The sequence below is a fragment of the Lentzea sp. NBRC 102530 genome (assembly GCF_030269365.1).
Lineage (GTDB): Bacteria > Actinomycetota > Actinomycetes > Mycobacteriales > Pseudonocardiaceae > Lentzea.
The window spans coordinates 228,497-253,141 of sequence record NZ_BSTF01000009.1 but is presented as its reverse complement, the minus strand read 5'-3'; the positions used below and the strand labels follow the sequence as shown (position 1 = coordinate 253,141).

The 24,645-nt window shown below is 67.4% G+C and carries 31 protein-coding genes; 21 read left to right on the top strand and 10 right to left on the bottom strand.

Annotation, left to right across the window (positions count from 1 at the left end):
• Positions 1-2: 2 nt before the first annotated feature.
• Genes QSK25_RS25020 through QSK25_RS25010 form a run of 3 tightly spaced genes read right to left on the bottom strand, consistent with a single transcriptional unit; the run spans position 3 to position 3,177 of the window.
• Positions 3-1,124, bottom strand: coding sequence for a hypothetical protein (locus QSK25_RS25020; RefSeq protein ID WP_285641718.1), 1,122 nt, complete (start codon positions 1,122-1,124; stop codon positions 3-5).
• Entirely contained in the window at positions 1,121-2,635 is a 1,515-nt protein-coding gene (locus QSK25_RS25015) for an alkaline phosphatase D family protein (protein WP_285641717.1), read from the bottom strand. The genes QSK25_RS25020 and QSK25_RS25015 overlap by 4 nt, the downstream gene beginning before the upstream one ends.
• An 11-nt stretch (positions 2,636-2,646) precedes the next feature.
• Positions 2,647-3,177: an FAD-dependent oxidoreductase gene (locus QSK25_RS25010; RefSeq protein ID WP_285641716.1), complete on the bottom strand. Its 531-nt coding sequence runs from the start codon at positions 3,175-3,177 to the stop codon at positions 2,647-2,649.
• Between the two features lie 65 nt (positions 3,178-3,242).
• Here QSK25_RS25010 and QSK25_RS25005 point away from each other — a divergent pair, with 65 nt between their 5' ends.
• The gene (locus QSK25_RS25005) at positions 3,243-3,728 is read left to right on the top strand and encodes a GbsR/MarR family transcriptional regulator (RefSeq protein ID WP_285641714.1); all 486 of its coding nucleotides are present in this window, start codon (positions 3,243-3,245) and stop codon (positions 3,726-3,728) included.
• Here the strand turns inward: QSK25_RS25005 and QSK25_RS25000 are convergent.
• On the bottom strand, positions 3,649-4,221 hold the full coding sequence (locus QSK25_RS25000; protein WP_285641713.1) for a TetR/AcrR family transcriptional regulator: 573 nt from the start codon (positions 4,219-4,221) through the stop codon (positions 3,649-3,651). The genes QSK25_RS25005 and QSK25_RS25000 overlap by 80 nt on opposite strands.
• Positions 4,222-4,329: 108 nt before the next feature.
• On the opposite strand from QSK25_RS25000, the gene QSK25_RS24995 reads away from it, so the two are divergent.
• Both QSK25_RS24995 and QSK25_RS24990 read left to right on the top strand, forming a co-directional pair.
• Complete coding sequence (locus tag QSK25_RS24995; protein WP_285641712.1) at positions 4,330-5,274, top strand: SDR family NAD(P)-dependent oxidoreductase; 945 nt, start codon at positions 4,330-4,332, stop codon at positions 5,272-5,274.
• Positions 5,271-5,885, top strand: a complete 615-nt coding sequence (locus QSK25_RS24990; RefSeq protein ID WP_285641711.1) for an SDR family NAD(P)-dependent oxidoreductase — start codon at positions 5,271-5,273, stop codon at positions 5,883-5,885. Before QSK25_RS24995 ends, QSK25_RS24990 begins: the two co-directional genes overlap by 4 nt.
• 809 nt (positions 5,886-6,694) lie before the next feature.
• Here QSK25_RS24990 and QSK25_RS24985 read toward each other — a convergent pair.
• From QSK25_RS24985 to QSK25_RS24970, 4 genes are all read right to left on the bottom strand, one after another.
• The gene (locus tag QSK25_RS24985; protein ID WP_352236310.1) at positions 6,695-7,051 is read right to left on the bottom strand and encodes an RNA polymerase-binding protein RbpA; all 357 of its coding nucleotides are present in this window, start codon (positions 7,049-7,051) and stop codon (positions 6,695-6,697) included.
• A gap of 899 nt (positions 7,052-7,950) precedes the next feature.
• The gene (locus tag QSK25_RS24980; RefSeq protein WP_285641710.1) at positions 7,951-8,565 is read right to left on the bottom strand and encodes an AAA family ATPase; all 615 of its coding nucleotides are present in this window, start codon (positions 8,563-8,565) and stop codon (positions 7,951-7,953) included.
• Complete coding sequence (locus tag QSK25_RS24975) at positions 8,562-9,176, bottom strand: 3'-5' exonuclease (protein ID WP_285641709.1); 615 nt, start codon at positions 9,174-9,176, stop codon at positions 8,562-8,564. Before QSK25_RS24975 ends, QSK25_RS24980 begins: the two co-directional genes overlap by 4 nt.
• Positions 9,173-10,375 carry a radical SAM protein gene (locus QSK25_RS24970; RefSeq protein ID WP_285641708.1) on the bottom strand — a complete coding sequence of 401 codons (1,203 nt, stop codon included), beginning with the start codon at positions 10,373-10,375 and terminating at the stop codon, positions 9,173-9,175. The genes QSK25_RS24975 and QSK25_RS24970 overlap by 4 nt, the downstream gene beginning before the upstream one ends.
• Before the next feature lie 129 nt (positions 10,376-10,504).
• On the opposite strand from QSK25_RS24970, the gene QSK25_RS24965 reads away from it, so the two are divergent.
• Positions 10,505-11,965 carry a helix-turn-helix transcriptional regulator gene (locus QSK25_RS24965; RefSeq protein ID WP_285641707.1) on the top strand — a complete coding sequence of 487 codons (1,461 nt, stop codon included), beginning with the start codon at positions 10,505-10,507 and terminating at the stop codon, positions 11,963-11,965.
• A gap of 77 nt (positions 11,966-12,042) precedes the next feature.
• Here QSK25_RS24965 and QSK25_RS24960 read toward each other — a convergent pair whose 3' ends face one another.
• Complete coding sequence (locus QSK25_RS24960) at positions 12,043-12,366, bottom strand: hypothetical protein (protein ID WP_285641705.1); 324 nt, start codon at positions 12,364-12,366, stop codon at positions 12,043-12,045.
• Between the two features lie 247 nt (positions 12,367-12,613).
• A complete protein-coding gene (locus QSK25_RS24955; RefSeq protein WP_285641704.1) occupies positions 12,614-13,102 on the bottom strand; it encodes a hypothetical protein in 489 nt (162 codons plus the stop codon).
• A 506-nt stretch (positions 13,103-13,608) separates the two neighbouring features.
• On the opposite strand from QSK25_RS24955, the gene QSK25_RS24950 reads away from it, so the two are divergent.
• The 17 genes from QSK25_RS24950 (at position 13,609) to QSK25_RS24870 (ending at position 24,625) form a co-directional block, all read left to right on the top strand.
• On the top strand, positions 13,609-13,905 hold the full coding sequence (locus QSK25_RS24950; protein WP_285641703.1) for a hypothetical protein: 297 nt from the start codon (positions 13,609-13,611) through the stop codon (positions 13,903-13,905).
• Positions 13,902-14,498: a hypothetical protein gene (locus tag QSK25_RS24945; protein WP_285641702.1), complete on the top strand. Its 597-nt coding sequence runs from the start codon at positions 13,902-13,904 to the stop codon at positions 14,496-14,498. Before QSK25_RS24950 ends, QSK25_RS24945 begins: the two co-directional genes overlap by 4 nt.
• A complete protein-coding gene (locus QSK25_RS24940; protein ID WP_285641701.1) occupies positions 14,495-14,737 on the top strand; it encodes a hypothetical protein in 243 nt (80 codons plus the stop codon). The genes QSK25_RS24945 and QSK25_RS24940 overlap by 4 nt, the downstream gene beginning before the upstream one ends.
• Complete coding sequence (locus QSK25_RS24935; protein WP_285641700.1) at positions 14,727-15,941, top strand: hypothetical protein; 1,215 nt, start codon at positions 14,727-14,729, stop codon at positions 15,939-15,941. Before QSK25_RS24940 ends, QSK25_RS24935 begins: the two co-directional genes overlap by 11 nt.
• Positions 15,938-16,519: a zinc finger domain-containing protein gene (locus QSK25_RS24930; protein ID WP_285641699.1), complete on the top strand. Its 582-nt coding sequence runs from the start codon at positions 15,938-15,940 to the stop codon at positions 16,517-16,519. Before QSK25_RS24935 ends, QSK25_RS24930 begins: the two co-directional genes overlap by 4 nt.
• On the top strand, positions 16,516-17,508 hold the full coding sequence (locus QSK25_RS24925; RefSeq protein ID WP_285641698.1) for a hypothetical protein: 993 nt from the start codon (positions 16,516-16,518) through the stop codon (positions 17,506-17,508). Before QSK25_RS24930 ends, QSK25_RS24925 begins: the two co-directional genes overlap by 4 nt.
• 225 nt (positions 17,509-17,733) lie before the next feature.
• Entirely contained in the window at positions 17,734-18,192 is a 459-nt protein-coding gene (locus QSK25_RS24920) for a hypothetical protein (protein ID WP_285641697.1), read from the top strand.
• Between the two features lie 113 nt (positions 18,193-18,305).
• Positions 18,306-18,581 (top strand): hypothetical protein, encoded by a 276-nt coding sequence (locus tag QSK25_RS24915; RefSeq protein WP_285641695.1) that lies wholly within the window; start codon positions 18,306-18,308, stop codon positions 18,579-18,581.
• Between the two features lie 79 nt (positions 18,582-18,660).
• A complete protein-coding gene (locus QSK25_RS24910; RefSeq protein WP_285641693.1) occupies positions 18,661-19,128 on the top strand; it encodes a hypothetical protein in 468 nt (155 codons plus the stop codon).
• A 180-nt stretch (positions 19,129-19,308) separates the two neighbouring features.
• On the top strand, positions 19,309-20,097 hold the full coding sequence (locus QSK25_RS24905) for a DUF2786 domain-containing protein (RefSeq protein ID WP_285641692.1): 789 nt from the start codon (positions 19,309-19,311) through the stop codon (positions 20,095-20,097).
• Between the two features lie 79 nt (positions 20,098-20,176).
• Positions 20,177-20,770 carry a hypothetical protein gene (locus tag QSK25_RS24900; protein ID WP_285641690.1) on the top strand — a complete coding sequence of 198 codons (594 nt, stop codon included), beginning with the start codon at positions 20,177-20,179 and terminating at the stop codon, positions 20,768-20,770.
• 206 nt (positions 20,771-20,976) lie between these two features.
• The gene (locus tag QSK25_RS24895; protein WP_352236305.1) at positions 20,977-21,264 is read left to right on the top strand and encodes an HNH endonuclease; all 288 of its coding nucleotides are present in this window, start codon (positions 20,977-20,979) and stop codon (positions 21,262-21,264) included.
• Between the two features lie 6 nt (positions 21,265-21,270).
• Positions 21,271-21,483: a hypothetical protein gene (locus tag QSK25_RS24890; RefSeq protein WP_285641688.1), complete on the top strand. Its 213-nt coding sequence runs from the start codon at positions 21,271-21,273 to the stop codon at positions 21,481-21,483.
• A gap of 224 nt (positions 21,484-21,707) precedes the next feature.
• The gene (locus QSK25_RS24885; protein WP_285641687.1) at positions 21,708-21,857 is read left to right on the top strand and encodes a hypothetical protein; all 150 of its coding nucleotides are present in this window, start codon (positions 21,708-21,710) and stop codon (positions 21,855-21,857) included.
• The gene (locus QSK25_RS24880) at positions 21,841-22,485 is read left to right on the top strand and encodes a Mom family adenine methylcarbamoylation protein (RefSeq protein ID WP_285641684.1); all 645 of its coding nucleotides are present in this window, start codon (positions 21,841-21,843) and stop codon (positions 22,483-22,485) included. The genes QSK25_RS24885 and QSK25_RS24880 overlap by 17 nt, the downstream gene beginning before the upstream one ends.
• A 30-nt stretch (positions 22,486-22,515) precedes the next feature.
• Positions 22,516-22,956, top strand: a complete 441-nt coding sequence (locus QSK25_RS24875) for a phage terminase small subunit (protein WP_285641682.1) — start codon at positions 22,516-22,518, stop codon at positions 22,954-22,956.
• Entirely contained in the window at positions 22,946-24,625 is a 1,680-nt protein-coding gene (locus tag QSK25_RS24870) for a terminase large subunit domain-containing protein (RefSeq protein ID WP_285641681.1), read from the top strand. The genes QSK25_RS24875 and QSK25_RS24870 overlap by 11 nt, the downstream gene beginning before the upstream one ends.
• Positions 24,626-24,645: the final 20 nt, after the last annotated feature.

The window sequence follows — 24,645 nt, the reverse complement described above, 5'->3', positions numbered from 1 at the left end:
GCTCACCACTGCTGGGTGCTCAGGCCGGTGCCCAGGTAGATCTGGTCGAACGCGTTGCCGTCGTTGTCGTCGGTGTAGACGACGGTGACGCGGCCCCACGGGTCGACGCCGACGGCGGGTTCGTCCTGCCTGCCGGTGGCGTTCGAGACCGTGAGCTGCCGGGCGGGACGGCCGGTCGTGGAGCCGTCGGGGTTGTAGACGCTCGTGTGGACGTCCTGCGCCTCGGCCGTGGTCACCGCGACGCCGAGCTGGTCGTCGATGCCGACCTGCGGGTCCGCGCCGGTCGTGCTCGCCACGGCGCCGCGCGAGACCCCGGCGGCGGTGAACGACTGGACGCGCACGCCCGACTGCTCCCAGGCGACCGCGAAGTCGCCGTTGAAGTTGGCCGCCACGGCGGGGCGCTGTCCCTGCCCCGTCGTGGTTTGCGCCTGCTTCACGGTGCCGGCGGGGGTGACGGTCTTGCGGGCGACGTTCGCGTCCGCCTCCCACACGATCACGGCGTTGCCCGCCGCGCCCATCGCCACCTGCGGCTTGGCGTGCGTGCCCCCGGCGTTGTTGACCAGCGCCTCGTAGGACTTCGAGCTGATCGACGCGAACATGCTGACGCGCACGGTGGGGGCGGCGGTGCCCTGCTTGTCCTCCCACGTGACCGCGAAGCCCGGGCCGTCCGGATCCGCCGCCACGCTGGGGAAGTACTGCTGGCCGTCGGAGTTGGCGTTGGCCGTGCCGGTGCCCGAGACGGTGCCGGACGCGCTGACGTTGCGGACGGCGATGTTGTAGTAGCCGTTGCCGTCCGGGTCCTCCGACCACACGACGACGGCGCTGCCGTCCTCGCGCACCGACACGTCCGGCTGCCAGTGCCGCCACGTGCCGGTGCCACCGGTGGAGATCTTCTTCTCGTAGACCGGCGCGCCCTCCTTGTAGAGGCGGAGCCAGACGTCGGAGTGCACCGGGTCCTCGGGGGCGGTGGTGTCGCGGTCGTCCTCCCACACGACGGCCGTGTAACCGTTGCGGGAGACCGAGACGGACGCGTTGTCCTGGTCGCCGGTCGAGTCGCTGTTGACCGTGGACCACGTCATGGGGGCGGGTGCCAGCAGGAGGCTCGCGATCAGGAGTGTCTTCACGGTGCCTGCAATCCGGGGTTGGCGGCCTCGACCACGTAGCTGCCGACGGTCTTGACCGGGTAGTCGCGCACGGTGACCTTGTCGACGGCGCGGAAGTCGACGTTCATCTGCGTCGAGGTGGTGCGGGTCCTGACGTAGCCGCGCAGGTTCTTGAAGTACTTGACGTGCGGGTTCAGCGTCGGGTTGAGGCTGTTGTCGGCGGCGTTGCCGTCACCGCCGGACGTGATCGACGTCGTGACGAGCTCGGTGCCGATGACGCGGTTCTGGGTGCCGTAGTTCTGCATGAGGTTGGCGGCCCAGCTGCGGTGCACGTCGCCGGTGAGCACGACCGTGCCCTTGTTGCCGTTGGTGTCCCAGGCGTTCTGGATGCGCGCGCGGTTGGCGGTGTAGCCGTCCCACGCGTCCATGCTCTTGGACCCGTCGGCGGCGGCGAGGCGTTGCGCGAAGAACACCTGCTGGCCGAGGAGGTCCCACGTGCCGAGCTTCTGGCGCAGGCCGTCGACCAGCCACGTCTCCTGCGAATTGCCGGTGAGCGTGCGGGCCGAGGCGTCGGCCTCCGGGCAGACCTTGGTGCCGTCGCCGCACGCCTGGTCGTCGCGGTACTGGCGGGTGTCGAGCAGGTGGAACGTGGCGAGGCTGCCCCAGCGGACCCTGCGGTGCAGCAGCATGTTCTCGGCCGTCGGGGCCTGGGCGCTGCGCAGCGGCATGTGCTCGTAGTAGGCCTTGTACGCGGCGGCGCGGCGGGCCTTGAAGTCACCGGCCGGGCTGCTGTCGTTGCGGACCAGGTTGGCGTAGTTGTTCTCCACCTCGTGGTCGTCCCAGACGACCATCCACGGTGCGGTGGCGTGCGCGGCCTGCAGGTCCGGGTCGGTCTTGTACTGGGCGTGCCGGACCCGGTAGTTCGCGAGCGTGCTGATCTCCGTGGCGGGGGCGAACTTGCGGACCTTCGTGGTGGTGGCGGCGCCCTCGTAGATGTAGTCGCCGAGGTGCAGGATCAGGTCGGGGTGCTCCTCGGCCATCCGGCGGTAGGCCGTGAAGTAGCCCTCCTCGTAGTGCGAGCACGAGGCGAAGAGCATGGTCAGCGCGGGCTGGGTGCCGACGGCCGGCGCGGTGAGCGCCCGGCCGACGGGGGAGATGTGGCCGTCGGCGCGGAAGCGGTACCAGTACTCGCGTCCCGGCTCCAGGCCGGTGAGGGTGACGTGCACGGAGTGGGCGCTCGCCTGGGCGGTGGTGAACGTGCCGGTGCGGGCGATCGCGGTGAAGCGCTCGTCGGTGGCGACCTGCCACTCGACTGCCGTGTTCGTGTTCGGCATGCCGCCGAGGCCGTCGGCGTTGAGGGGGTTGGGGGCGAGCCGGGTCCAGATCACGAACCCGTCCGCTGCCGGTTCGCCGGACGCGACACCCAGGGTGAAGGGGTAGCCGATCGCGTTGGCGAGACTGGGGGCGAGGACCCCGGCGCTCGCGCCCGCGAGGCCGCCCACGATGAACGTGCGTCTCCGTAACGTGGTCATGACAAGCAGGCTTACCGAACGCGGGTAAAGGCCCGCCTAATCGTGTGTGGCTTCAGAGTGGTTTCCCACCAAGCAAAAGCCGTGCGGTCGTCGGTGTGGATGTCGAACGCGTCAGCGAGGAGTTCGGCGGCGGACAGCGGCAGGCCGGTGTCGCGGACGGCGCGGTGGAGCAGGGCGATGTGGTCGCGCGACCACGTTTCCACGCAGAGACCGGGTAATCGTTCCGCCTCGCAGCAGGGGTGGGCGCACACGACGACGTCGAACCACTCGTCCTCGTGGTCGTGGAAGGTGACCGTGACGCCGAACCTGTCGGGGTGCAGGCCGGTGACCCGGCTCGTGCGGGTCTCGTAGCGCAGGCCGTGGGGGAGTGCGGCGAGCCGGCGGGCGGCGTGGCGGTCGGGGCCGGCGATCGGGATCGGCGGGTGGGTGCCGTGGTCGAGGACGACGACGTCCCACTTGCTGCGCGCGAACCTCAGCGCGGTGGCGAGCCCTGCGATCCCGGCTCCGACGACGAGCACCCTGCCGCTGAGTCCTGTGGCCATGACCAGCCCCTTCCCCTAGGATTGAGGCTAGCGAACGTTCAGAAATTTCTGAAGACAGGGTGGCTGTGACGGGCGAGACAGAGCGCAGGGAGGCTGCCGAGCGGCTGGCGCTCACGCTGGTCGGCGTCGGGATGCAGCGGATGGGCGCACGCGCGCTGGCGGCGTTCCTGTTCTCCGAGCAGGAGACGCTGACCGCGGCCGACCTGGCGTCCGAGCTCGGGGTGAGCGCGGGGTCGGTGTCCGGTGCGGTCCGGATGGTCGCGCAGATGGGGCTGATCGAGCGGGTGCACGTCGCCGGCAGCCGCCGGGAGCACTTCCGCATGCGCGACAACGCCTGGACGACGCTCTACACCCGGCAGCACTCGGTGGTCGACGAGGTGCTGCGCGCCGTGGACGAGGGGGTCGACGCGGTCGGGGCCGGTCGCGCGCGCGACCGGCTCGAGTACATGCGGGACTTCTACGCGTTCCTGCTCAACGAGGCGCCGGTGCTGGTGGAGCGCTTCGAAGCCCAGCGTGCCGAGTCTCAGCGCCGTGGAGGATCCCGGCCATGATCAGGTCGAGCAGCCTGCCCGCCTGATCCTCGTCGTCGTTCTGGGAGACGGCGACGACCAGCGTCATCACGTCGAGCGGCTCCGCGGTGGCCCCCAGTGGCGTGAGCAGCAGGGTGATGGCCTCGACCAGCTTCGCGCGGCTGTGCTCGAACGGGTTGATGCCCAGCGCGAACACCGCCTGCAGTGCGTCCTTCAGGTCGTGCTTCGCGTTGATGTAGCCGATGAAGTGGTTCATCCACTCCCGCAGCGCGTCCTCGGGGGAGTGGGTCCGCAGGAGTTCGGGCGCGGCGTCGCAGAGCTTCTCGAGTTCGGTGCGGTAGACGGCCTCGATCAGCGCTTCGCGGGTGGGGAAGTGCCGGTAGAGGGTGCCGATGCCGACGCCCGCCTCCTTCGCGATGGCGCCGAGCGTCGCGTCTTTGTGGTGGGTGAACGCGTCACGCGCCACCTCGATCAGCAGCCCCCGGTTCCGGACCGCGTCGGCACGCACGTTCATCACTCCTATGGGGTACGTCACTTGCAAAACGGAGGACCCTCCGTTTACGGTGGAACTCGAACCGGAGGAACCTCCGTTTCAGTGTACGACAGAGGTTGGGGAAATCAGATGAGTGAGCGCATCACCACCCCGTTCGGGTTCGGGAGCACCGCTCTCGAGGTCGTCGAGGGCGTCGACCTGTCCGGCCGTCGCGCCGTGGTCACCGGTGGGGCGTCGGGCATCGGCGTCGAGACCGTGCGGGCTCTCGCCGCCGCCGGGGCCGAGGTCACCATCGCCGCCCGCGACGTCGAGGCGGGCCGGAAAGTGGCCGCGGACGTCACGGCGTCCACGGGCAACGAGGCGGTGCGCGTCGCGCCGCTGGAGCTGACCTCGCAGGAGTCGGTGAAGGCCTTCGCCGCCGCCTGGGACGGCCCGGTGCACCTGCTGATCAACAACGCGGGCGTCATGGCCACGCCGCTGACGCACACGGCGGAGGGCTGGGAGCTCCAGTTCGCCACGAACCACTTCGGCCACTTCACGCTGACGCTCGGGCTCTTCGAGGCCCTGCGCGCGGAGGGCGCCCGCGTGGTGAACGTGAGCTCGGCGGGCCACCTCTCGAGCCCGGTCGTCTTCGAGGACGTCCACTACGCGCACCGCGAGTACGACCGCTGGCAGGCGTACGGCCAGTCGAAGACGGCGAACATCCTCTTCGGCGTCGAGGCGGGCAAGCGCTGGGCGTCCGAGGGCATCACCATGAACGCCCTGATGCCCGGCGGCATCCTCACCGCCCTGCAGCGCCACATCTCGCAGGAGGAACTGCAGGCGCGCATCCGCCTGCGCGGCGGAGACAACCCGCTGCAGCTCAAGACGCCTGAACAAGGCGCCGCGACCACCCTGGTCCTCGCCGTCTCGCCTCTCGTGGAAGGCCGTTCGGGCCTCTACTTCGAGGACTGCAACGAGGCCCTCCCGAACGAGCCGGGCATGACCAACGGCCTGGCCTCCTACGCCACCGATCCGGAGAACGCCGCCCAGCTGTGGAAGCTCTCCGAGGAAACCCTGAAGGTGCAAGCATGATCACCACCGGCTACGGCTTCGACACGACCGCCCTCGAAGTGGCGGCCCAGCACGACCTGACGGGCCGCCGCGCCGTCGTCACCGGCGGAGCGTCGGGCATCGGCGTGGAAACCGTCCGCGCCCTCGCCGCCGCGGGCGCCGAGGTCACGATCGCCGCCCGCGACCAGGACGCGGCCCAGCGCGTGGCCACCGCCCTGGTCAAGGCCACCGGCAACAAGACCATCTCCACGGCCCACCTGGACCTGGCCTCACCGGCCTCGGTCAAGGCGTTCGCCCGCAACTGGGACGGCCCGTTGCACCTGCTCATCAACAACGCGGGCGTCATGGCCACGCCGCTGACGCGCACGGCGGAGGGCTGGGAACTCCAGTTCGCCACCAACCACTACGGCCACTTCGCCCTCACCACGGGCCTCTTCAACTCCCTGCGAGCCGAAGGCGCCCGAGTGGTCAACGTGAGCTCCTCGGCCCACCTGATGAGCGACGTCGTCTTCGACGACATCCACTACGCGCACCGCGAGTACGACCGCTGGCAGGCGTACGGCCAGTCGAAGACGGCGAACGTCAACTTCGCTCATACTGGGAATACATATCCGCAGGTCAGCGCTGCCTAGTCGTGGCTTGCTGCCGAGCCTAAGGACCTGATCGTGCCGATTCAGGCTCAGTGGAAACGATCAGCGACCAGTTCCGCGCGCGTCCGCCAACATTCAGCCGCGTCCTAGACGATAGGGCAAAGATCACAATCTGTGACGTCAGGGTGCGCCCTGCAAGTTCCATCTTCGGTGGCTGCTGGCTCAGTCCGAGGATCTTGGCGAGCAGGAGCCTCCGCCAGTGGTAACCCCAGCGAATCGCGTGGCGTAGACCTTCCCGCAACCAGGAATGTCGTCACGCAGCTCGACAAAACCAGATGCAACCAGTTGCTGAATCATTTCCTTGACCTGACGATTTGCCTGGTGTGTACCGAAGTGGCTTGCTATAACGGCCAAACGAGGAAGATAACCCGGACTTGACGTCTTTATTCGCCCTATAATCAAGAGGCGAACCGATTCCCAGTACTCCGGCAGGTTCGGCGTCACAGGCTCCGGAGGCGGCGGAAGTACCAGCGCCGTGAATCGGAACTCTTCCTGGCTTGTGGTGTGCCACAAGCCATGCCCCGTAGGGTCGCACTGAAACACGCGTTTTACCGTGCGGTGATCCAGTCCGGTCTGGCGCGCTCTGCTCGCGTATTCCTCACGCAACAGCGTCAAGGCCTGCTTTGCAAAGTGTTCTTCGATCCAGCCGACCTTCCAGCACACCGGGCATGGCCGCCACCGCGACATCCCATCTGGGCCGTAGTCGATAGGAGCCGTAGCGCCGCGCCGGAGTCCTGCGTTGCCCCGGCGTCCTTTTCTTCGCACGTTCTACCTGATCCGTCCTGTTGTGCTTAGATCTCCGCGCGTGTGGCGCGCAAGAGCCTGATGCGTTCGTCGAGGAGCTTTTCCAATTCAGGGAGTGACCGACGTTCAAGCAACATGTCCCAGTGCGTCCGCACCTTCGGTGCTTTCCTTTGAGGCGGTGCCGCATCCACCCGCCTGCACTCAACGCCGTGCCGCCGACAGCTCAAAACAGGCGGCAACTCTTCGGCCTCGGCGGCGAACAGCACGTCGAAGACATGCCCCTGTGGGCAGCTGTAGTTGACAGCCACACGCGCGGCGAGTTCGTCCGGTTCGGCTTGAAGCCTTTGGGGTCCGAGCTGATCTGCTCGACACCCCTGGATGTACCGAAATTTCCCAAGTGCCACAGGTAATCTCCTCAGAAGTGCGACGGAGCCAGGAGCCGCAGGTGCAGGTGGACGACCGGTCTTCAACCGGCTCCGTCGCTGACTGGACGAGACAGGAGGCGCCCCTCGTCCAGTCGATCTAGTTGCCCAACGAAACGTTGTCTCGCTCTCGGTCCTCGATCAGATCAGCCACGGTACGACCGCCGCGTTCGGGGCCGTGTTGCCGTCCCCATCGGCCGATCTTCTTTGCGGTCCGGCCGTTGGTCGGAATCAACAGAAAGACCACGAATCCAACGTGTGCTTCAACGAGCACGATTAAGAGCGGCCAGCCGCAGATGCATAGATCGTTCACCGATGGCCCCACTAGATGGGTTTCGGGTTCAGGGTGTAACGAATGGCCTGGAGTACCTGGCTCGCTGGAGGAACGACGACCCGGTACATGTCCGACGGCCGAGAGATCCATCGTGAAGGCTCATCGCCGACCTTCGTCGGCGGAAGCGGGATTCGAGTAGTTCCGCTTATCAGCCCTACTCCCACCGGAAGACCGGGGAGCGAGGGCGGCATCTGAACGAGGAATACCCACCGGCCTCCCACCCCTGGTGCTGCGATGATCGGGACTCGGATCTCGCGACGGATGATCTCCGTGTTGACTTCGCCTGCAAGTCCAGCAGGCACTGTGAGACCGCCGATCTCCTTGCTGACCGGCAGGAAAACACCTTCGGTGTTGACCGCGATCGGCCAGCCAAGCAGTTCGCCGCAAAGCGATATGGTTGCGTCTAGCTCGTCACCTTCTTGGACAGATGACTTCCGCCGCGACTTCACCGCAGACATTGTCATTTGCAAACGCCTTTGGGTGTTGGGTCGGCGGCAAGGGTCGGGGGTCGGGGAAGTCACCCGGCCCTTGCCGCCAGCTTGGGGGATCAGGAATTGCCGGTAACGCCGCTCAGGTAGCCGTCGATGAAGCGGATGGCGTGTGACAAGGCGGCATCGTGGCCGTCCACCGGCAACAACTCGTGCGGAAGATCCAGGTCGTCAAGAACGCTAGCGACATGAAGATCCGCGAGGTGTCGGAACCGCGCGTTGGAGTCTCGCTCCTTGTTGTCACCCAACGGGATAGTGGGATCAAGCGTGGTTCTGAACATCAGGTCGTAGTTGCTGCTGTGATGCCGTGCGAGTGATTCGAGCATGGTCATGCGGTCAGGCTCTGGTTGCTCACTCCGGTAGGCAAGCGCGGCCCGGTAGTAGCCAATCGCGTCCGCGACCGGCCGGTCGATAAGAACAACGTCAGCCCGATTCCACGCCTCGATCTCGCTGCTGATTCCCTTGGTGATGAACCACAGAGTTGAGGCCCAGGTGTGGTTGTCGAGAAGGGGCAGCCCGAGACTCATGGCGGTCTCGCCGAGGTCGGCCACATGTGCAACGGTGATCTTGTCGCGGCGCAGTTCATGCGCGAGGCGCGCGATGAACGTCGTCTTGCCCGTCGAGTGCGTGCCAGCGACCGCGACGGTGACCGGTCGTTCAACGGAACTGTTCACCACAGCCCACCGTCAGGTTCGGCAGACGGTTCGAAGCCCTTCAGGTGCGCCACCTTGACCAACTGCTCCCAGGTCATCTCCTGATCGCCGAGAAGCGCGCACAGGAGCAGCCACGCGCACCACGTGTCGTATCCCGCTCGGTGTGGTCGCTGCTCGCTGAACTCCGTCGTGTCGATCTCGGCGTGTGCGATCAGGTCGGTGAGTTTGTAGCTCTCCAGATCTGGCCACACGTGCTTGGCGAGCTTGAGAGTGTCGAGGACCATCGGGGGCGCCCATTGCGGCAGGTGGGAGCCAATCACCTTGTACTCGACCGAGGCGCTGTGCGCGATCAAGGTGCGACCGGCCAGGAGAGTTGAGACCTCCTGCTCGATGGCGGACCACGGCGGGCAGTTCTCGACGTCCGCGTTGCTGATTCCGTGGATGCGCTGGACGATGGGAGAGATCCGGCGCGTGGGGCGCACGAGCCACGACTTGAAGTCCGACTGGTCGCCGGGGCCGTCCACCGTGAGCATTGCGAGTTCCACGATGTCGGGCGGCTGCTGCCCGTTGCCCTCGACGTCGGCGACCACCAGGGCGCGGTCGCGCAGAGCGGCGGGAAGGGTGCTGGTCACGAGACCTCCTGAGGAGCGGGCCACCCGGTCTCGGCGCGTCCGTGCCGTTGAACGAGGTGCGGCTTGTTGATGTCGTGGATCTGGTAGCCGAAGTGGTGTTGAAGTCGGTAGCGGCGCTGCTCGTCCAACCCAGCGACGACCACGGCGCGTTCGTTGATGGTCACCAGCTTGCCGCCCAGAGCCTCAGCCATCGCTGCGACTTCCGGCGTGTTGGGCGGAGTCCACGCTTTTGCGCACCGCGCCAACTGTGAAGCGGGGCAGATGTCGCACAACTCGCGGATGCCGAAGTGCCCGTTGTAGTCGGCGACGCCGTGGGCGTAGGTCACGCCGCAGGAGGTCTTGCGGAACAGTGGCGACCCACCCGCCGGCCTAGCCTTCGCCGCGGCGAGGATGCGCCGCTCCAGTTCCTCGGGGAACACCTTGCGCCGTGCGCCGTCCTCGTAGGGCTCCGGCAAACCGTTGGAGACGTAGTACTCCCGGATCTGGTCCTTGTAGAACAGACCGGTGAACACCGTTGCGTGGGCGTACCTGCTGAGTTCGAGCGCTTGACTGATGTGCTCATCGCTGTCGTTCAGGCCAGGCACGATCGGTCGCCAGTACAAGACCGTGCGGTACCTGGCGGCGTGTTCGAACGCCGTGCGCAACGACGTCGCCGCGATGTTGGAGTCAACCGGTTCAACCCGCTCGTCATTGATCCCAGAGTGCGTGATCAAGAGAGTGACCTTGATGTTCTGGAAAGAGTTCAGTACCGCGCAGTCTTCCGGCTTCACGTGCCACCTACTGATCACCAGCACGTGGTTGGTCAACCCGCGCTCGTCGAGGAGGCGCAGCATGTTGAACAGGTGCGGCTTGACCGCCTGCAACATCGGGTCGGTCGCGCGGTTGAGAAGCTGAATCGGGGTCACGCCCGGCTCGAAGTGCGGATGCGTGATCAGGCGGTCAACTGCCTCCTCCTCACGCATCAAGGCGCGAGGAACCCTCATCTCGAAGTTGTCGAACAGGTGGCGGACGCAGTACGAGCAGTCCAGAGGGCAGCCGATGATCCAGTTCACGCTGAGCCCGGACTTGCGGTACTCGATCACGTCGAGCAACTCGGGCCGGAGCGTCGATCGGACAGAGTCCGTCACGAGCGGCAGCAGGCGCGACGACGCCACCACCGCCCCGACGACGTCCGAGTCGTTCTTGCAGGAACCCGCCACCTTGACCTCCCCGTCATGCCGCCTCGTCGGCGGCCTGCTGCTATGTGACCAGCGCGGCTAAGATCACGTAAGGAGGCAAATCAAGCTGCGCGCGTATTTGCCTCCCCCCTTGATGGACTCGGAGACGCCGTGACGAACGATCGACTCGCCGCTGACAAGCAGCCAGAACCGGCAGCCGTGCGGTTGGCTAAGAAGGTCAAAGAGTTGCGGAAGCTCGCGAAGCTCAGCGACAACGAGGTCGCGATCAGGGCTGGGTACAGCAGGCAGTACATAGCCTCCGCCCAGAAGGTCGGCAAGAACCTTCCGTCGCGGGAACTCGTGAAGGCCCTCGACAATGTGCTCGACGCCGACGGCGTCCTCGTCGCGCTGCGAGCCGAAGCGAAAGACGAGCAGATGCGGCTGCGCGCCCGCTTGACGGACTCGCCGGCCTCGACAGCGCCACCGACCACACCCGAGGTGGCACCAAGCCACCAGGTTCGGGCCAGCCAAGACCAGTGGTTGGAGGTCAGGAACGCTCCAGGAGTCCGGGGCCGCGAACTGACCGAGTTGGCTGCGTGGCTCTATCCAGAGTCTTCCCGTGGACCTGGCGGACACGTTCTGACTGGACCTGGCTGGTTGCTGGACGAACCTGTCGAACTTGATGACGTCCGGTTGCTATGGAGCGAATCGCAGCACCCCGTTCCGTCGCTAGCGCCGGTTGACCATGTCCTTCCGCTCACTGACCGTGGACATCGGTATACGAACTACAGCCGTGCGGTGCGCGACCTCGTCCGCCCGCGTCTGCTGGAAAATCGTCTGAGCTACAGGTTGCTCGGCCTCGACAGCCGTCGAGGCCTGGAACTCACGTTCGGTACGACGTCCTTCTTTGAGACGTTCGACGTGAAGCAATCAGTAGCCCACGAGTTCAAGTCAGCGTGGCTTGCGGCAGAGCGTTCGGTGCCGGACTGGGACGCTTTGCCGTTGCGCAGGTCCATCGGTGATCCGTTCGATCCCGATCGTCTGCTGATGTCTCCTGGGATCAACACGCTGACGATCCGTCGAGGCCACGATGGTGATCACCGGTTCGTGCTGCACGAGCGCGACGGCGGCAAAGTCGCTGACGGGGGCGGACTCTGCCATGTCATGCCAGCGGGTGAGTTTCAACCGTCCTCCGTCGACCCGACGGACGTCTACAACGACTTTTCCCTGTGGCGCAACATCATGCGCGAGTTCTCAGAGGAGTTCCTCGGGAATCCTGAGCACGACGGCAACAGCCCTCAACCGATCGACTACGCCACTGAGGAGCCGTTCAGGTCGTTTGAGCGATTCCGCGACGGCGGGGGATTCCGGTTGTGGCATTACGGACTCGTCATTGAGCCCTTGGAGTTGGGCGCGATGCAGCTCACGGTGGCGGTGCTCGATGACCTCGTGTTCGATGAGCTGTTTGCGAACCTCGTGCGCACCAACGATGAGGGAAAGATCGTTGGTGGCAACGGTCGAACGGACATGCCGTTCTCGGGCGAGGCGATAGAGCGATTGAATCCGCGGCTATCAGCGAGTGCGTTGACGCTACTGCGCATCGCATGGCGTGATAGGACGTTGCTTCTGTGACCTCCTGCTAGCCATCGTGGCGGTCCGCCTCGCGGCCGGACGAAGAGGCCGGCGCGAGGCGCGGACCGAATCGCTGTTCAACAAACGCGGCGCTCTACGTCTGGCGAGTCGGTGCGCTGGCGAACGACTCGTTCGGGGCCATGGGTCAAGTGCCAGTTGTGGTGAACCGCCTTGCGGATGAGGTCCGCTAGATCGGCGTCGCTGCCGGGACTGTGCGAGGCGGACTTCAGCAGGACCGCCGTACAGATCGGACAGTGTTCATCGCGATGGACCGCGAGTTCGTTGATCATCGCCGCTGCCTGGTGGCCGAAGGGCAGTCCGTGGCGGAAGTGGACGGTGTAGGAACCGTCCGGGTTCGTGTGTAGCTCGAAGTCGACCGTCAGTCCCTCGATCGCCTGCACCAGTGGGTATCTGACTTCCTCCACGGCTGCCTCTCCGCGCGCCCCCCAGATGACGCGTTGCGGTGCGCCGGGCGTGCCCCCATGCCACGCGGCGGACCCTCCCCAGGGCGACGCGCGGCGATCCGTTCGTCTGATCTTTCCACCTTCAACTACTACCCCAGGTACGTCCAGCGAGTTGGGGAAGTTGCCGCACGAGATTTCCCGCACACGGCGAATCGCGGCGGAGATGCTCAGGTAGGACCGCTAATCAGTCGGTGACCGATTGGTTGTCAATGACAAGGTTCCCGGTACGGCGTGCCAGTTCAAGCAGTGCGCCTACCTGCTCTAGCGCAGTGTCCTGATAGGACTCAGGAAGCTGCGCGAGCATCGCGAGGCACCGCCGTTGTCTGTCGGTGAGCGCGTCGCCGATGGCGTCAGCAGAGAACGCGCGGGAGACCGGGTGGATGTCGAGCTTGAGCGCCTGCGCGAAGCGTTGCAGGGTCTGAAGGGTCGGCCACTTGCCCCGGTTGGCCTTCTTGAGCGGGGTGGAGAGTGAGCCCTCAGGCATCCCGTTCTGGGCCTCTAGCTTGCGGATGCTCAGGTCCGGCGTGCCCATCGCTTTGAGCGCATCGGCTATCAGTGCGTCGACGGCCGATCCCGGTGTGGGTTCGCCCGCCTCGGGGGGCACGCCGTCCTCTTGGCGCGTGGTCGCGCCTCTTGCCGGGGGCTGCTGACCGGTCTCGTCGGCGGCGATCATGTGGTGCCCTCCCTGATCGCCGCCGTTTGCACCCGTCAGCGATCGAACGTCCTCGGGCCATTCTGGCCGCGTTCCCCTTGCGGCGCTGATCATGGCGCATCGTTCGGCTTCTTACTACCGACCGGAGTCGGTTGACTCAGTGACCTTCGTCGTGTGGCCTCCTGCGCCACAAATGCGCGCATTTGTGTAAGAAACTTGACACAGCCGCAATGGGTGATCAAGGTGGGTGACAGAACGTCACGAAGCTAGTCGCCCGTCCGGGTGACATGAGCGTCTGTTCACTGGGGGGTGACATGCGCAGTCTTTGCGCTGCTCGAAGACGGGTCCCACCACACGCGCTGGCGCTTCTGGCCTGCTGGTTGGCCGGGAGAGGCCGCGCCGGACACCGAGGCGTGGTGTCCGGCGGCGCGCTCGCCGAGTCCCTCGTTCCCGAGTAGTTCCCCGGCCGTCCGGGAGGCGGCCGTCACATGTCAAAGTCACACACCGCAACGCCCGTTCCGTCTGAATTGGACGGTTCCACTGCCGCACTGGACGAGCTGGCGGCCGAGCTGGTGTTGCTGCGCCAGGTGGACGAACAGCTGTCGAAGCTCAAGAGCCTGCGCACGAAGCTGCAAGGCAAGGTCAAGGCCGCGTTGGGTAAGACGGAGGTCGGCACGGTGGCCGGTGTCCCGGTCGTGTCCTACAAGCACGTCACGTCGATCGCGCTGGACCAGTCGATCCTGAAGAAGAACTTCCCCGACGTGGCGGAACAGTGCCTCGACATCACCGAGACGCGGCGGTTCGTGCTGCTGAAGGCGTCATGAGCCGCCGCGCGACGTTCGCCCGCAGGTCCCGGCCGTGCCGGGTCTGCGGGTACTCGCTGGCCGAGGGGTCCGGCCGGACCGCGCACCCGCTGTGCGCGGAGCTGGACGAGATCGAGTGGACGCGGCACGACCTCGGCGAAGCGGTGCAGGTCGTCGCCCGTCAGGCGATCGCCCAGAGCCCCGCTCCGGCCGACGCGGTCGCGGCGGTGTGCTCGCTGCTGGTGATCGACCCGAGCAACCGCAAGCACGTTGAGGCGGTCGTCTCGGCCGTCCTGCATGACGCGGGGACCGATCCGCTGTGGCGCACGACCGCGAACGGGTGGCGTCCGCTGCTGCCCGACTGGGTTCGTCCAGGCGTGGTCGGTGCGACCGTGCAACGCCTCATCGCCGTGAAGCTGTTGCGGCACACCGGCGTGTACGTGCGGTGCACGGACGTTGAGGCTCGCAACGGCGGCAAGCCTCAGCCGGTCTACGAGGTCGACCCGGCCGCGTTGGAACGCATCACCGACGCGGCGGAGGAGAGCGCCACTGCCGGCGTTGGTGAGGTCCGCGGCGAGGTCCGCCACGGTGCGGAGCGTCGCGCCGCGTCGTGACGCCGCAGCTGCACGCCGACGCGGAGAACGCCCGCCGCTGTCTGAACGGTGACCTGCTCGCCGACGAGCTGAGCACGCGTGCCCGCGAACTTGCGGTCACCTGGCTGCACCGTCGCAGCCTGTCCGATGCCGAGATCGCGATCCGACTCGGCCTGTCCACCTACACGGCCGCGCGTATCCGCGCGCGTCTGTGCCTGCCCGTGAACCCCCTACAGGAGGTTGTTTCCCGTGGCGCGTGACCACGCCGTTCACTACTGCTCGATGTGGGAGGACGACACCGATTTCCTTGCCCTGTCCGACTCCGCGAAGCTGCTCTACTTCTTCCTGACGATGCAACGGGAGCTGACCTACGCGGGTCTGCTGCCCCTGCGCCTGCGGCGCTGGACGTCGAAGATGAACGCCGGTTCCGTGGAGGCCGTCACGGCGGCGCTGGCCGAGCTGGACGCGCGCCGGTTCGTCGTGGTCGACCACGACGCCGAAGAGGTCCTTGTCCGGTCGCTGATCCGCCGTGACGGCATCTACAAGCAGCCGCAGATCCTCGCGGCTGCCCTGCGGGCCGCGTTCGCCGCGTCGTCTGCGGTCGTGCGCGGCGCGCTCGCGGCCGAGCTGCGTCGCCTGCCGGTCGAGGTGACCGGCCCGGCCCCGGCGATGGCGGCCGAGGCGCTGCTGTCCGGCGCGCGGGAGCTTCCTCCGGTCGTCAAGGCCGCGATGGAGCAGCACCGCCGCGAGAAGTCCACGAAGACCCCGGCCGCCACGAAGGCCGGTTCGACGGCTCCGGTGGCGCGGCGGGCCACGAGGCCGGCGCGCCCTGCCGCCGCGCCCGCCGCCGAGGCGGTCAAGCAGTCCGAGGCCCGGCCCGCCGTCCCCGAGCTCGACCCGCGCGAGCTCGTCGGGGCCGTCACGGCGAACCCTGCCGGGAACCCCTCCGGCGACCCTTCCGCGCAGGCTCAGGGGGAAGGGGGTAGGGGGAAGGGTTGCGTTGTTCCCGTCCTGTTGAGTGCTTCCTCAGTTCAGGGCGGCGTCGCGCGCACACGCGAGAGCGCGCCTACGCGCGAGGACGCCGCCCAGCTCGTCGCCGAGGTCCTGCCCGGACAACCCGCGAAGGTCGCCACACGGCTTGTGACCGAGGTCGCCGCGTTGCTGGCCGAGGGCATCGAGGCCCAGGACGTCGAGGCGGGCTTGCGCCTGTGGGCTGGGAAGAGCCTCGGCGTCGGGCTGCTGGCCGAGCTGGTCGGCGAAGCGATGCGCGCACCCCAGATCGACGCCGCCGCGAACTCGAGGCCGCCACGTGGTCCGGACGAGCGCGTCGCCAATGCGTTCGCGCTGGCTGCCCAGTACGCGACCGAGGACGGCGACGACACCGAGCTGGGCCGCCTGCTGCGCGCTGCAGCTGGCACCGGAGCGTCCGGGATGGGCGCGCTTCTGTCCGGGGCGGCGGCATGACCGAGGTCGTTCCCGTCACCAACGTGCGCATGAGCCGCGCGGAGGTCACGACCCTGCTCGGGATGATCCTCTCAGCCGGGCACCGCATCAGCGTCGGTCGTGAAGCCGTCGCGGCCTGGGGCGCGGCGCTCACCGGCTACTCGCTCGGCGAGTGCCTCGCCGCGCTGGTGATCCACACCCAGCACAGCAACCACCCGCCGCTCGCCCATGACCTCATCGTCCACATCCGCGCCGCACGACGGAAAACGCTCGATGCGCAGGTGCTCGCCGCGTCCGCGGCGAAGGTCGACCCGGCCGAGGCCGCGAACGCCGCAGAAGCCCACATGTCGAAGATCCGCGCCGCGATGGGCTGGAAGCGCCCGGACGCGCACATCTCCGCCCTGTCCGTCGCGTGCCCGGTTCCGGAGTGCCTCGCGGCGGCCGGGACGCCCTGCCGACGCACCGGAGCACGGCGCAAGGGCCGCCCGGACACCGTCGACCTGCACAAGGGCGTACACGCCTCGCGCACCGAACGAGCCGAGCAGTGCCAGGCCGAGCGGCGAGCAGACACGCTGCCACACAAGGAGATCCCCGCATGAGCACGACCATCACCAACACCGACACCCTGTGCGTGCTCGGGTGCCGGGCACCTGGGGGCGACCCGTGGCCCGCCCAGTCGGGCTACCTCACGTGCGACCCGTGCGCCGCCGAGCTGCGTTCCACGCTGCTGGAAATCGTGGAGCTGTACGCCCTGCTGGACGACGCGCTGCTGCCTGGTGTCTCCGATGGCGGCACACGGGGCAGCCCTGGGTACGGGTCTCGTTCTCCGGCGCGGGACAGCGTGCTTGCGATGACCGATCCGCGCAGCCACGCCGAGGACGAGGGCGATCCGCTGCCCGTGCTCGACGTTCTCGGCTCGTGGGCCGACAACGTCCGCGAGGACGTCGGCCTGGTCCCGCGCGAGATCCCCGAGGGCGTGCGCCGCGAGGGCGGGTTGCTGGCCGGGTGGCTCGACTACACCGCGAACCAGGTGTGGGCGGTCGGCATCCTGGACAAGCTCACCGAGGCGCGTAAGGCCATCTCGGTCACGCTCGGCATCGCCGAGCGGACCGTGTCCGGTGAGGCGCACTTTCTGTTGCAGTGGCAGGACTGGATCACGCGGCAGTACTGGGTGGCGGACCTCAACCAAGAGGCCGGCGAGCTGCGCCACCAGTTGCGCGGCGTGCTCGGCCTGCACGAACGATCCGTCCCCGTCGGGGCCTGCCCGATCAAGATCCGGGACAACGGCGTTGTCCGCCCGTGCGGCGCGAGCCTACGTGCCCGTCTGGGCGGTGAGTCGATCACTTGCCGCTCGTGCGGGACCAGCTGGCCCCGCGCGTTCTGGGACATGCTCGGCGACGCTCTCGGAACGCCGCTGTCGGACTTCGCATCGTTGTCGGCGTGGCTGACCGTCCCGAATGGAACGTTGCGGCGCTGGCGGCATGAGGACCAGTGGATCAACCACGGTTCGAAGTCCCGGCCGCTGTTCGCACGGCCCGATGTGCTCGCCTCGTGGCAGCGCAGGCGCGGACCGGCGCGAGCAGCGTAGATGGTGGGCGGCGGGGCCGAAGACCTTCCGAGCAAGCTCAGAAGGCTGGAACCTTCGAGCCCCGCCAGTTGCTCCACCGCGAAGGTAAGGAGCAGCCACGAGTGTAGCGGGACATCCGGTGTTGACCACTGCGCACTGTTCGCGGTAGAGTTTTTCTCGTTGGGAACGGACCTGGAACCCCGGTCCTGACATCCACCGCGAAGTACGAGCTAAGGAGCTGTCAGGGTGAGCAACCCGACTGGTAGCAACGTGTCCGAAATCAGGGTTCGGACCTCTGGGGAAGTGCTGTGCCGGGTCGACCTGTACAACGTCGGCAACCCGAACATGGGCGTGAGCGTGCGCCTGGGGGACGTCACTGTTCGAGTGCACGAGCTTGAGGCACTGAACGAGCTTCACTACGTCTGGGCGGTCGCAGAGGACGAGATGTCCGGCCTGCCGGGCTACTACGAGGACGTGCACGCAGGCGGGAACCCCGGCCTGCACCGCGCACACGTTCTCGTGGATCTTCCGGGCGTGCCTACTCGGACCTGCACGCGGATTCCCAAGACCTCTCACTCTCCGGCGCACCTGCGGATTCAGTTCGGCCCGATCGCCTGGGAAGTCACCGACTACATGGCCTGGCGCGACTGCGTGACCGCCTTGACGAACGCGATCAACGCATACGACGCCGTGGACCCGCGTTAGCCGAGTGACGCGAGGGTGTGCCCACCTAAAGGGCACACCCCTTATCCCCCAGCACACTTCGCGCCGCCCGACGCCCTCAGCGTCTGGCGCGTGCACTGCGATCGGAGAATCCGTTGAAGGAAACGTGGCACTCCTGGTATGTCGAGACGCGAGAGGGCATCGCCGATGAGGGCCGCGCCCGCATCGAGTCGGATGGATGGCGCTACGCGCAACGCGTCGCCACGGTCGTGCTGACCGAGAACCCTCACGCCGAGGTTCATCTCTACGTCGGAACTGACGTGATCACGGTCAAGCCGGGGCGCCTCTGGGAGACCACCGCCGCGAACCGTGTCGAGGTACTCGCGGTCCTGCGCTCGACCTGCGCCGCACGCATCGCCGCTTGCTACTAACGAGATCCGCTGTCGCCGGACGGACCTGGAACCCCGTCCGGCGACGGTCTCACCGCGACCAGTAAGGAAACGAACTCGAATGACCGACCTGACCGACGTGGAAGATCAAGCCCCGCAAGGATGTCTTGCCTATGGCATCTACTTCTACCGCGAACCCTCCGAGTACACCGCGATCGGCGGGGAGTACTCCGACTATGTGCGCGAGGTGGTGCCGAGTGACAGGGACGGGCTGGAGGTCGTCTGGGTGCTCTCGGAAGAGCAGTGCGCACAGGAGGTCTGTCCCTACTGCAAAGACTGGCCCGTCTCCGACGCTCTGACCGAGCACGTGCCGGACGGGATTGACGACCTTGAGCGCGAGGTGCGGCACGCCTGCCCTGGGCCGCTGGAGCACGCCAAGCACGCTCTGTCGCGCATTCAAGTCAAGTTTCGTTGGTATGAAATGGAAATCGGCATGTTCTTCGTGCCCTTCGATCTGTCGTCCCAGGACCTGAAAGCGGAAGTCCTGCGCCAGATCCGGGCCGGAGCTACCTACGCCGTCGCATCCTGACGGCAACCAGAGATCTGCGCGTGCGGGGCCGGGCGATTCGTCCGGCCCCGTTTGCGTGGTGACCCGCCTCACCTCGTGGTTGCGACTGCGCAGTGTTCGCGGTATAGTTGTTCTTGTCGGGAGGGGAACTGGAACCCCTCTCCCGCAACAAGAATCCACCGCGAAGAACAGGAACTGATCATGGCCACGAAGACCAGCAACGCCCGCGACGACAAGGCCAAGATGATCGCGAAGGTTCAGGCGCTGCTGAACCAGGCTAAGGACTCCGGCGTCACCAAGGAGGAGGCGCAGGCGTTCGCCGCGAAGGCCGCAGAGCTGATGACGCGCCACGCGCTTGACGCGGCGATCTTCAAGGCCGAGAACGACAAGCGGCCCGACGTGATCAAGCTGCTCCGCTTCGAGATCTCCGGCCAGGGCTACCACGGCAAGGGCCGCGCCGAATGCGCCGCCGCAGTCGCAGAGGCCTACGGATGCAGCGTCGCGTTCGAGGGCAACATCATGAACAGCAAGACGCGTTGGGTCCTCATCGTCGGCACCGCATCCGCCCTGTCTGCACTGGAGGTGCTCTTGCCGTCGATCCTCGACCAGGCCGAGTTGCGGGGCCGCGTGGAGGCAACGGCCTACCGTCAGGAGGTCAAGGCGGACTACGAGACCGAGCAGGAACTCAACCGGGCTCGCCGCGTGTACTTCCGGAGCTACCTCGCCGCGTTCGGCGCGGGGGTCGCCTACAAGATCACGGAGTTCCGGACCGACCTGGCCGAGGAAGTCGCCGAGACCTCCGGCGCGCTGGTTCTGGCCAGTGAAGCCGAGCGCGTCGCGGCGAAGTTCGAGAAGTTGTACGGATCGAACCTCAAGACGGTGGCGCCGGACAAGGTCAGCCTTGACGGCCGGGCTGACGGCTTCCGCGCCGGTCGCACCGCCGACACGGGACAGAGCAAGCTGAAGAGCGGCAAGACCGCCACGAAGTAGTAACCCGGCACAGCCCCGGCCCCTCCAAGGGGCCGGGGCCTTGGCACACTGAAGACCCGATCAGCGGAAGGGAGCAAGGGTGATCCACGTCGGACGTGACGCCGTCGATACGGCGGGCATCGCGAAACTGCACGGGCTCAGTCCCGACAAGGCGCGGCGCGTCCGGCCCTGGGCACAGACCGGTCACCCCGACAAGATCACCAGCGGCGGGCGGGGCAAGGGACAGCCGGACCTCTGGGACTTCGCACAGGCCCAGGCCTACGCCGACCGGCGGCCGATCCCCGACCTTCCTCCCAGTGTCCCGCTCGGTTCGCCAGGTAATCCGGGCGACCTGTTCGACCGTAACGAGTGCGCCGCGTTCGCCGGGATCGAGACGAAGACCTGGACCGACTACAAGGTTGCGGGAAGCGTGGAGATCTGTGGTCGGCTGTTCTGGCCCCGCCGCGTTGTCGAGTACTTCAAGGCCGAGCGCGAGGAACGCGCGCAGGCTCATCGTCCAGGCGGACGTCCACCTGGACGCACCGAGTCCAAGCCGCGCGCCGAGGTCGCTCGACAGATTCGCGAACTGGTCGATGCTGGCGAGACGAACGTAGCCAAGATCGCCGAACGCGTCGGAGTCGTGTACTCGACCGCCGCAAGGCACGTGAAGGCGATCAGGCAAGCGCAGGATTAATTGCGTTGCGCCCTGACCTGCGGCGAACGTAGCGTTGATCATGTTGGTGAGGTCTGCCCCCACCGGACTCCCAACGCCCCCCAGCGGTTGAGCGCCCCAGCACTACGGTTCCCCCCGGTGCTGGGGCGCTCCCGCGTCTGCACCCTTCCCCCTGCTCCGGCCCGCGTGTCCTCACGCGCCTACAAGGCGTTGAGGGGGCACCACGCGTGCCCTGGACCGGTAGTACTCGCTCCGCCCGTCTGCCTGCCGACTGGCCCCGAATCCGGGCGCGCATTCTGCGCCGAGACCCGCTATGCCGCGTGTGCGGACTCCGGCTGTCCGCCGAGGTCGATCACATCGAACCGGGCGACGACCACGCGGACAGCAACCTGCAAGGGATCTGCGTCCCCTGTCACCGCACGAAGAGCGCGAGTGAGGGAGGGCGGGCCGCCGCCGCCCGTCGTGCTTCCGCGTCCCGTCTGCCTGCGCCGCATCCCGGCCTGATCGAAAGGTGACAGCCCGTGCGAATCCGCCTGCTCGCCGCGCTGGGTGGCCGTGCCATCGGTGCCGTGTTCGAGCACGACCAGCAGGGCGCGGAGGCTCTGATCAACGCTGGGTTCGCCGAACCGGCCGACCCTGCCGACCAGGGCAAGACCGCACCGACAGTCCCACAGAAGGGCGCTCAGCCTGCGGAAAAGCCCTCGCGGCGTGCCCGGCCTGCGCCACGCGGCTAGGGGTGGGGGGTGACCCCCGCCGCTTCCGCGGCGGCACCGGTACGTCATAGCACCTCGCGATCTGTACGAAACTCGGGCGATTTCGCCGCGCGGCGCAGCAGCTCCGCGGCGTTACCCAGCGCCACCGCGCCGGCACTTCCTCGCGCCGCGCCACCTCCCCGTCACGCCGGCCTTTCCACGGTGCGGCGTGGCGCTCCGCCACGACCGCCTACAGGAGGCCGCCGTTGAAGCCTGCCCACGACCCGGCCGACGCCGCCGAGGTCGAGCTGATCGACTTCAACCCCGTCACCGAGATCCCGCGTCTCGACCTGCTGTCCCCGCCGCGCAGGCGCAAGCGAGTCGACCCGGCCGGAGGAGGTGATCAGCACGACTGACCTCCTGGTGGCCCCGTGCACGCGTGCCGCCGCGAAGTACGCGGCGCAGCGCTGGCACTACTCGGGCACCCTGCCCAACGGCAAGATCGCCTGTTTCGGTGTCTGGGAGAACGGCGTCTTCGTGGGCGCGATCGTCTTCGGCCGGGGCGCGAACAACCACATGTCGAGCCCGTTCGCGCTCGGGCAAACCGAGTGCGTCGAGCTGGTGCGGATCGCGCTCACCGAGCACGCCGCCCCGGTCACGCAGATGATCGCCGCGAGCCTGCGCCAACTCCGCGCCGCGTGCCCCGGCCTACGCCTGATCGTGTCCTACGCCGACACCGCGCAAGGTCACCACGGCGGCGTCTACCAGGCCGCGAACTGGCTCTACACCGGCGCGCGTGGCAGCTCGGACGCCTACTACCTCGTGCAGGGCGTGAAGACCCACGGGCGCACGCTGTCCAACTTCGCCCGCTCCCGCAAGCGTGCGGACGAGACGAGCCTGGACTACGTGCGCCGCACACTCGACCCGGACGCGTACCGGATGCGCAACCTTCCGGTGAAACACCGGTACATCCTGCCGCTGAACAAGACCACGCGGCGGGCGCTGCGCCGGATGCACCAGCCCTACCCGAAGCGCATCGCCTGAGCGTGCGCGTGACGCGCTCGGGAGGTGGCCGTGGCGATCACCGGCCGCCCGCCGAGCGAGAACCCGCGCAACCGCAACGCCAAGGCCTACGACTGGACCACCGTTGAGAACACGCCCTTCACAGGGCGGTCACCTGATCTGCCGTCGCGCGGCCGTCAGCGCTGGCACGTCGAGACACGGGCGTGGTGGGATGCGGTGCGCCGGATGCCGCACTGCCGGTTGTGGACAGAGACAGACTGGCGGTTCGCCGTGGAGACCGCCCGCCTTGTGGAGGAGTTCTGGCGCGGCGAGCTGAACCGTGCGGCCGAGCTTCGGTTGCGCTCGGCCAAGCTCGGCCTGACGCACGAGGACCGCCTCAAGCTCCGCATCCGCTACGTCGAGCCGCAGGACGACTCCGCCACTTCCGCGGCCGATCCGGCCGGCGTGGCTCGTCTGGACGACCGCCGCAAGAGGCTGTCCGGTGCCCCGTGAGCTTGTCCGCGCCCCCGACCACGACCGGACACGCTCGCTCGGGTGGCTGGCCTCCGCGTGGATCGAACACTGGGCGGTACACGGTCCTGGTGACGTCCAGGGTGACCCGGTCGAGCTGGACGACGAGTTCGCGGGGTTCATCACCGACGCCTACGCGCTGAACCGGCAGGGACGCCGCCTCTACTCCCGTGCCGCCCTGGTGCGCGCGAAGGGCCGCGCGAAAAGCGAGCTGGCCGGTTTCGTCGGCTTGTTCGAGGCGCGCGGCCCCGCCCGGTTCGCAGGGTGGGCGCAAGGCGGGGAGACGTTCGTCTGGCGTGACTTCGTCTACACCTACGCTCCGGGCGAACCGATGGGACGCCCGATCACCTACCCCTACATTCGTTGCCTGGCAACGGAAGAGTCGCAGACGGGCAACACGTTCGACGTCATCCACTTCAACCTGGCGGAGGGGCCGCTCGGTGAGGATCTTCCGCGCGGCGCGGCCGGGCTGACCCGGATCTTGCTGCCCGAGGGCGGCGAGATCATCCCCTCGACGGCGAGCAGCTCGGCCAAGGACGGCGGCAAGGAATCCCTTGCCATCTATGACGAGCCGCACCTCTACATCACGCCAGAGCTGCGCAGGATGTTCAAGACCGTGGACCGCAACCTTCGCAAGCGCAAGGCGGCGGAGCCGTGGGGGCTGCTCACGTCCACGATGTACCAGGGCGGCCAGGACTCCACGCTGGAGACGGTCCACAAGCAGGCCAACGCGATTCGCGAAGGACGCACGCGCGCGTCCCGGCTGCTGTGGGACCACCGGCACGCCCCGGCCGAGGTCGACCTCACCGACCTGGACGCGATGGTCGCCGCCCTGACCGAGGTCTACGGCCCGGCCGCCGCCTGGATGGATCTGCCCGGCATCGTCGAGAACGAGTTCTGGGACCTGGCGAAGGACACCGAAGAGTCCAAACGGTACTTCTTCAACCTGGCCGGGACCGCCGCTACCGCCTGGGCGACCGTGCCCGAGTGGGACGGCTGCCACGACGAGAACGTCCCGCCCCTCGACGACGGCGACGCCATCGTGATGATGTTCGACGGCTCCAAGAGCGACGACGCCACAGGCCTTGTCGCCGTGCGCATGTCGGACGGACACGCCGGTGTCCTGCACGTCCAGGAACGCCCCGAGGACCTTCCGGCCGAACAGGGCTGGGAAGTCGACCGCGACGCGGCAGACCTCGCGGTGCGCTCGGCGTTCGAGCGCTTCGAGGTCGTCGGCTTCTTCGCCGACGTCCGCGAGTTCGAGTCCTACGTGGACGGCTGGGCGCTGGAGTTCGGAGACGATCTCCTGGTCGAGGCCAGCACCGGACGCAACCGGCACGCCGTCGCCTACGACATGCGCGGCCGAATCCAGGACACCACACAAGCCACCGGCCGCGCGTTGATCGACATACGCGACCGCACCCTGACCCATGACGGAGATCTGAGGCTGCGGCGGCACGTTCTCAACGCGCGCCGGTCACCAAACCGATACGGCGTAGGCATTTCGAAGGAGTCGCGGGAGTCCCCGCACAAGATCGACCTTGCCGTCTGCCTGATCATCGCCCGGCACATCCGCCGCCTGGTGCTCGCGTCCCCGGCCTGGGCGAAGCGACAGCGCAAGCGCGGCGGCAAACTCCGCGTCTTCACCTGACGCCCCAACAACAACCGTGA

What these genes read in the sequence shown, in the direction of transcription:
- QSK25_RS25015 (WP_285641717.1), bottom strand. Translation starts at nt 2,635, where the DNA reads ATGACCACGTTACGGAGACGCACGTTCATCGTGGGCGGCCTCGCGGGC.
- QSK25_RS25010 (WP_285641716.1), bottom strand. Translation starts at nt 3,177, where the DNA reads ATGGCCACAGGACTCAGCGGCAGGGTGCTCGTCGTCGGAGCCGGGATC.
- QSK25_RS25000 (WP_285641713.1), bottom strand. Translation starts at nt 4,221, where the DNA reads ATGAACGTGCGTGCCGACGCGGTCCGGAACCGGGGGCTGCTGATCGAG.
- QSK25_RS24995 (WP_285641712.1), top strand. Translation starts at nt 4,330, where the DNA reads ATGAGTGAGCGCATCACCACCCCGTTCGGGTTCGGGAGCACCGCTCTC.
- QSK25_RS24990 (WP_285641711.1), top strand. Translation starts at nt 5,271, where the DNA reads ATGATCACCACCGGCTACGGCTTCGACACGACCGCCCTCGAAGTGGCG.
- QSK25_RS24955 (WP_285641704.1), bottom strand. Translation starts at nt 13,102, where the DNA reads ATGATCGCCGCCGACGAGACCGGTCAGCAGCCCCCGGCAAGAGGCGCG.
- QSK25_RS24945 (WP_285641702.1), top strand. Translation starts at nt 13,902, where the DNA reads ATGAGCCGCCGCGCGACGTTCGCCCGCAGGTCCCGGCCGTGCCGGGTC.
- QSK25_RS24930 (WP_285641699.1), top strand. Translation starts at nt 15,938, where the DNA reads ATGACCGAGGTCGTTCCCGTCACCAACGTGCGCATGAGCCGCGCGGAG.
- QSK25_RS24925 (WP_285641698.1), top strand. Translation starts at nt 16,516, where the DNA reads ATGAGCACGACCATCACCAACACCGACACCCTGTGCGTGCTCGGGTGC.
- QSK25_RS24910 (WP_285641693.1), top strand. Translation starts at nt 18,661, where the DNA reads ATGACCGACCTGACCGACGTGGAAGATCAAGCCCCGCAAGGATGTCTT.
- QSK25_RS24905 (WP_285641692.1), top strand. Translation starts at nt 19,309, where the DNA reads ATGGCCACGAAGACCAGCAACGCCCGCGACGACAAGGCCAAGATGATC.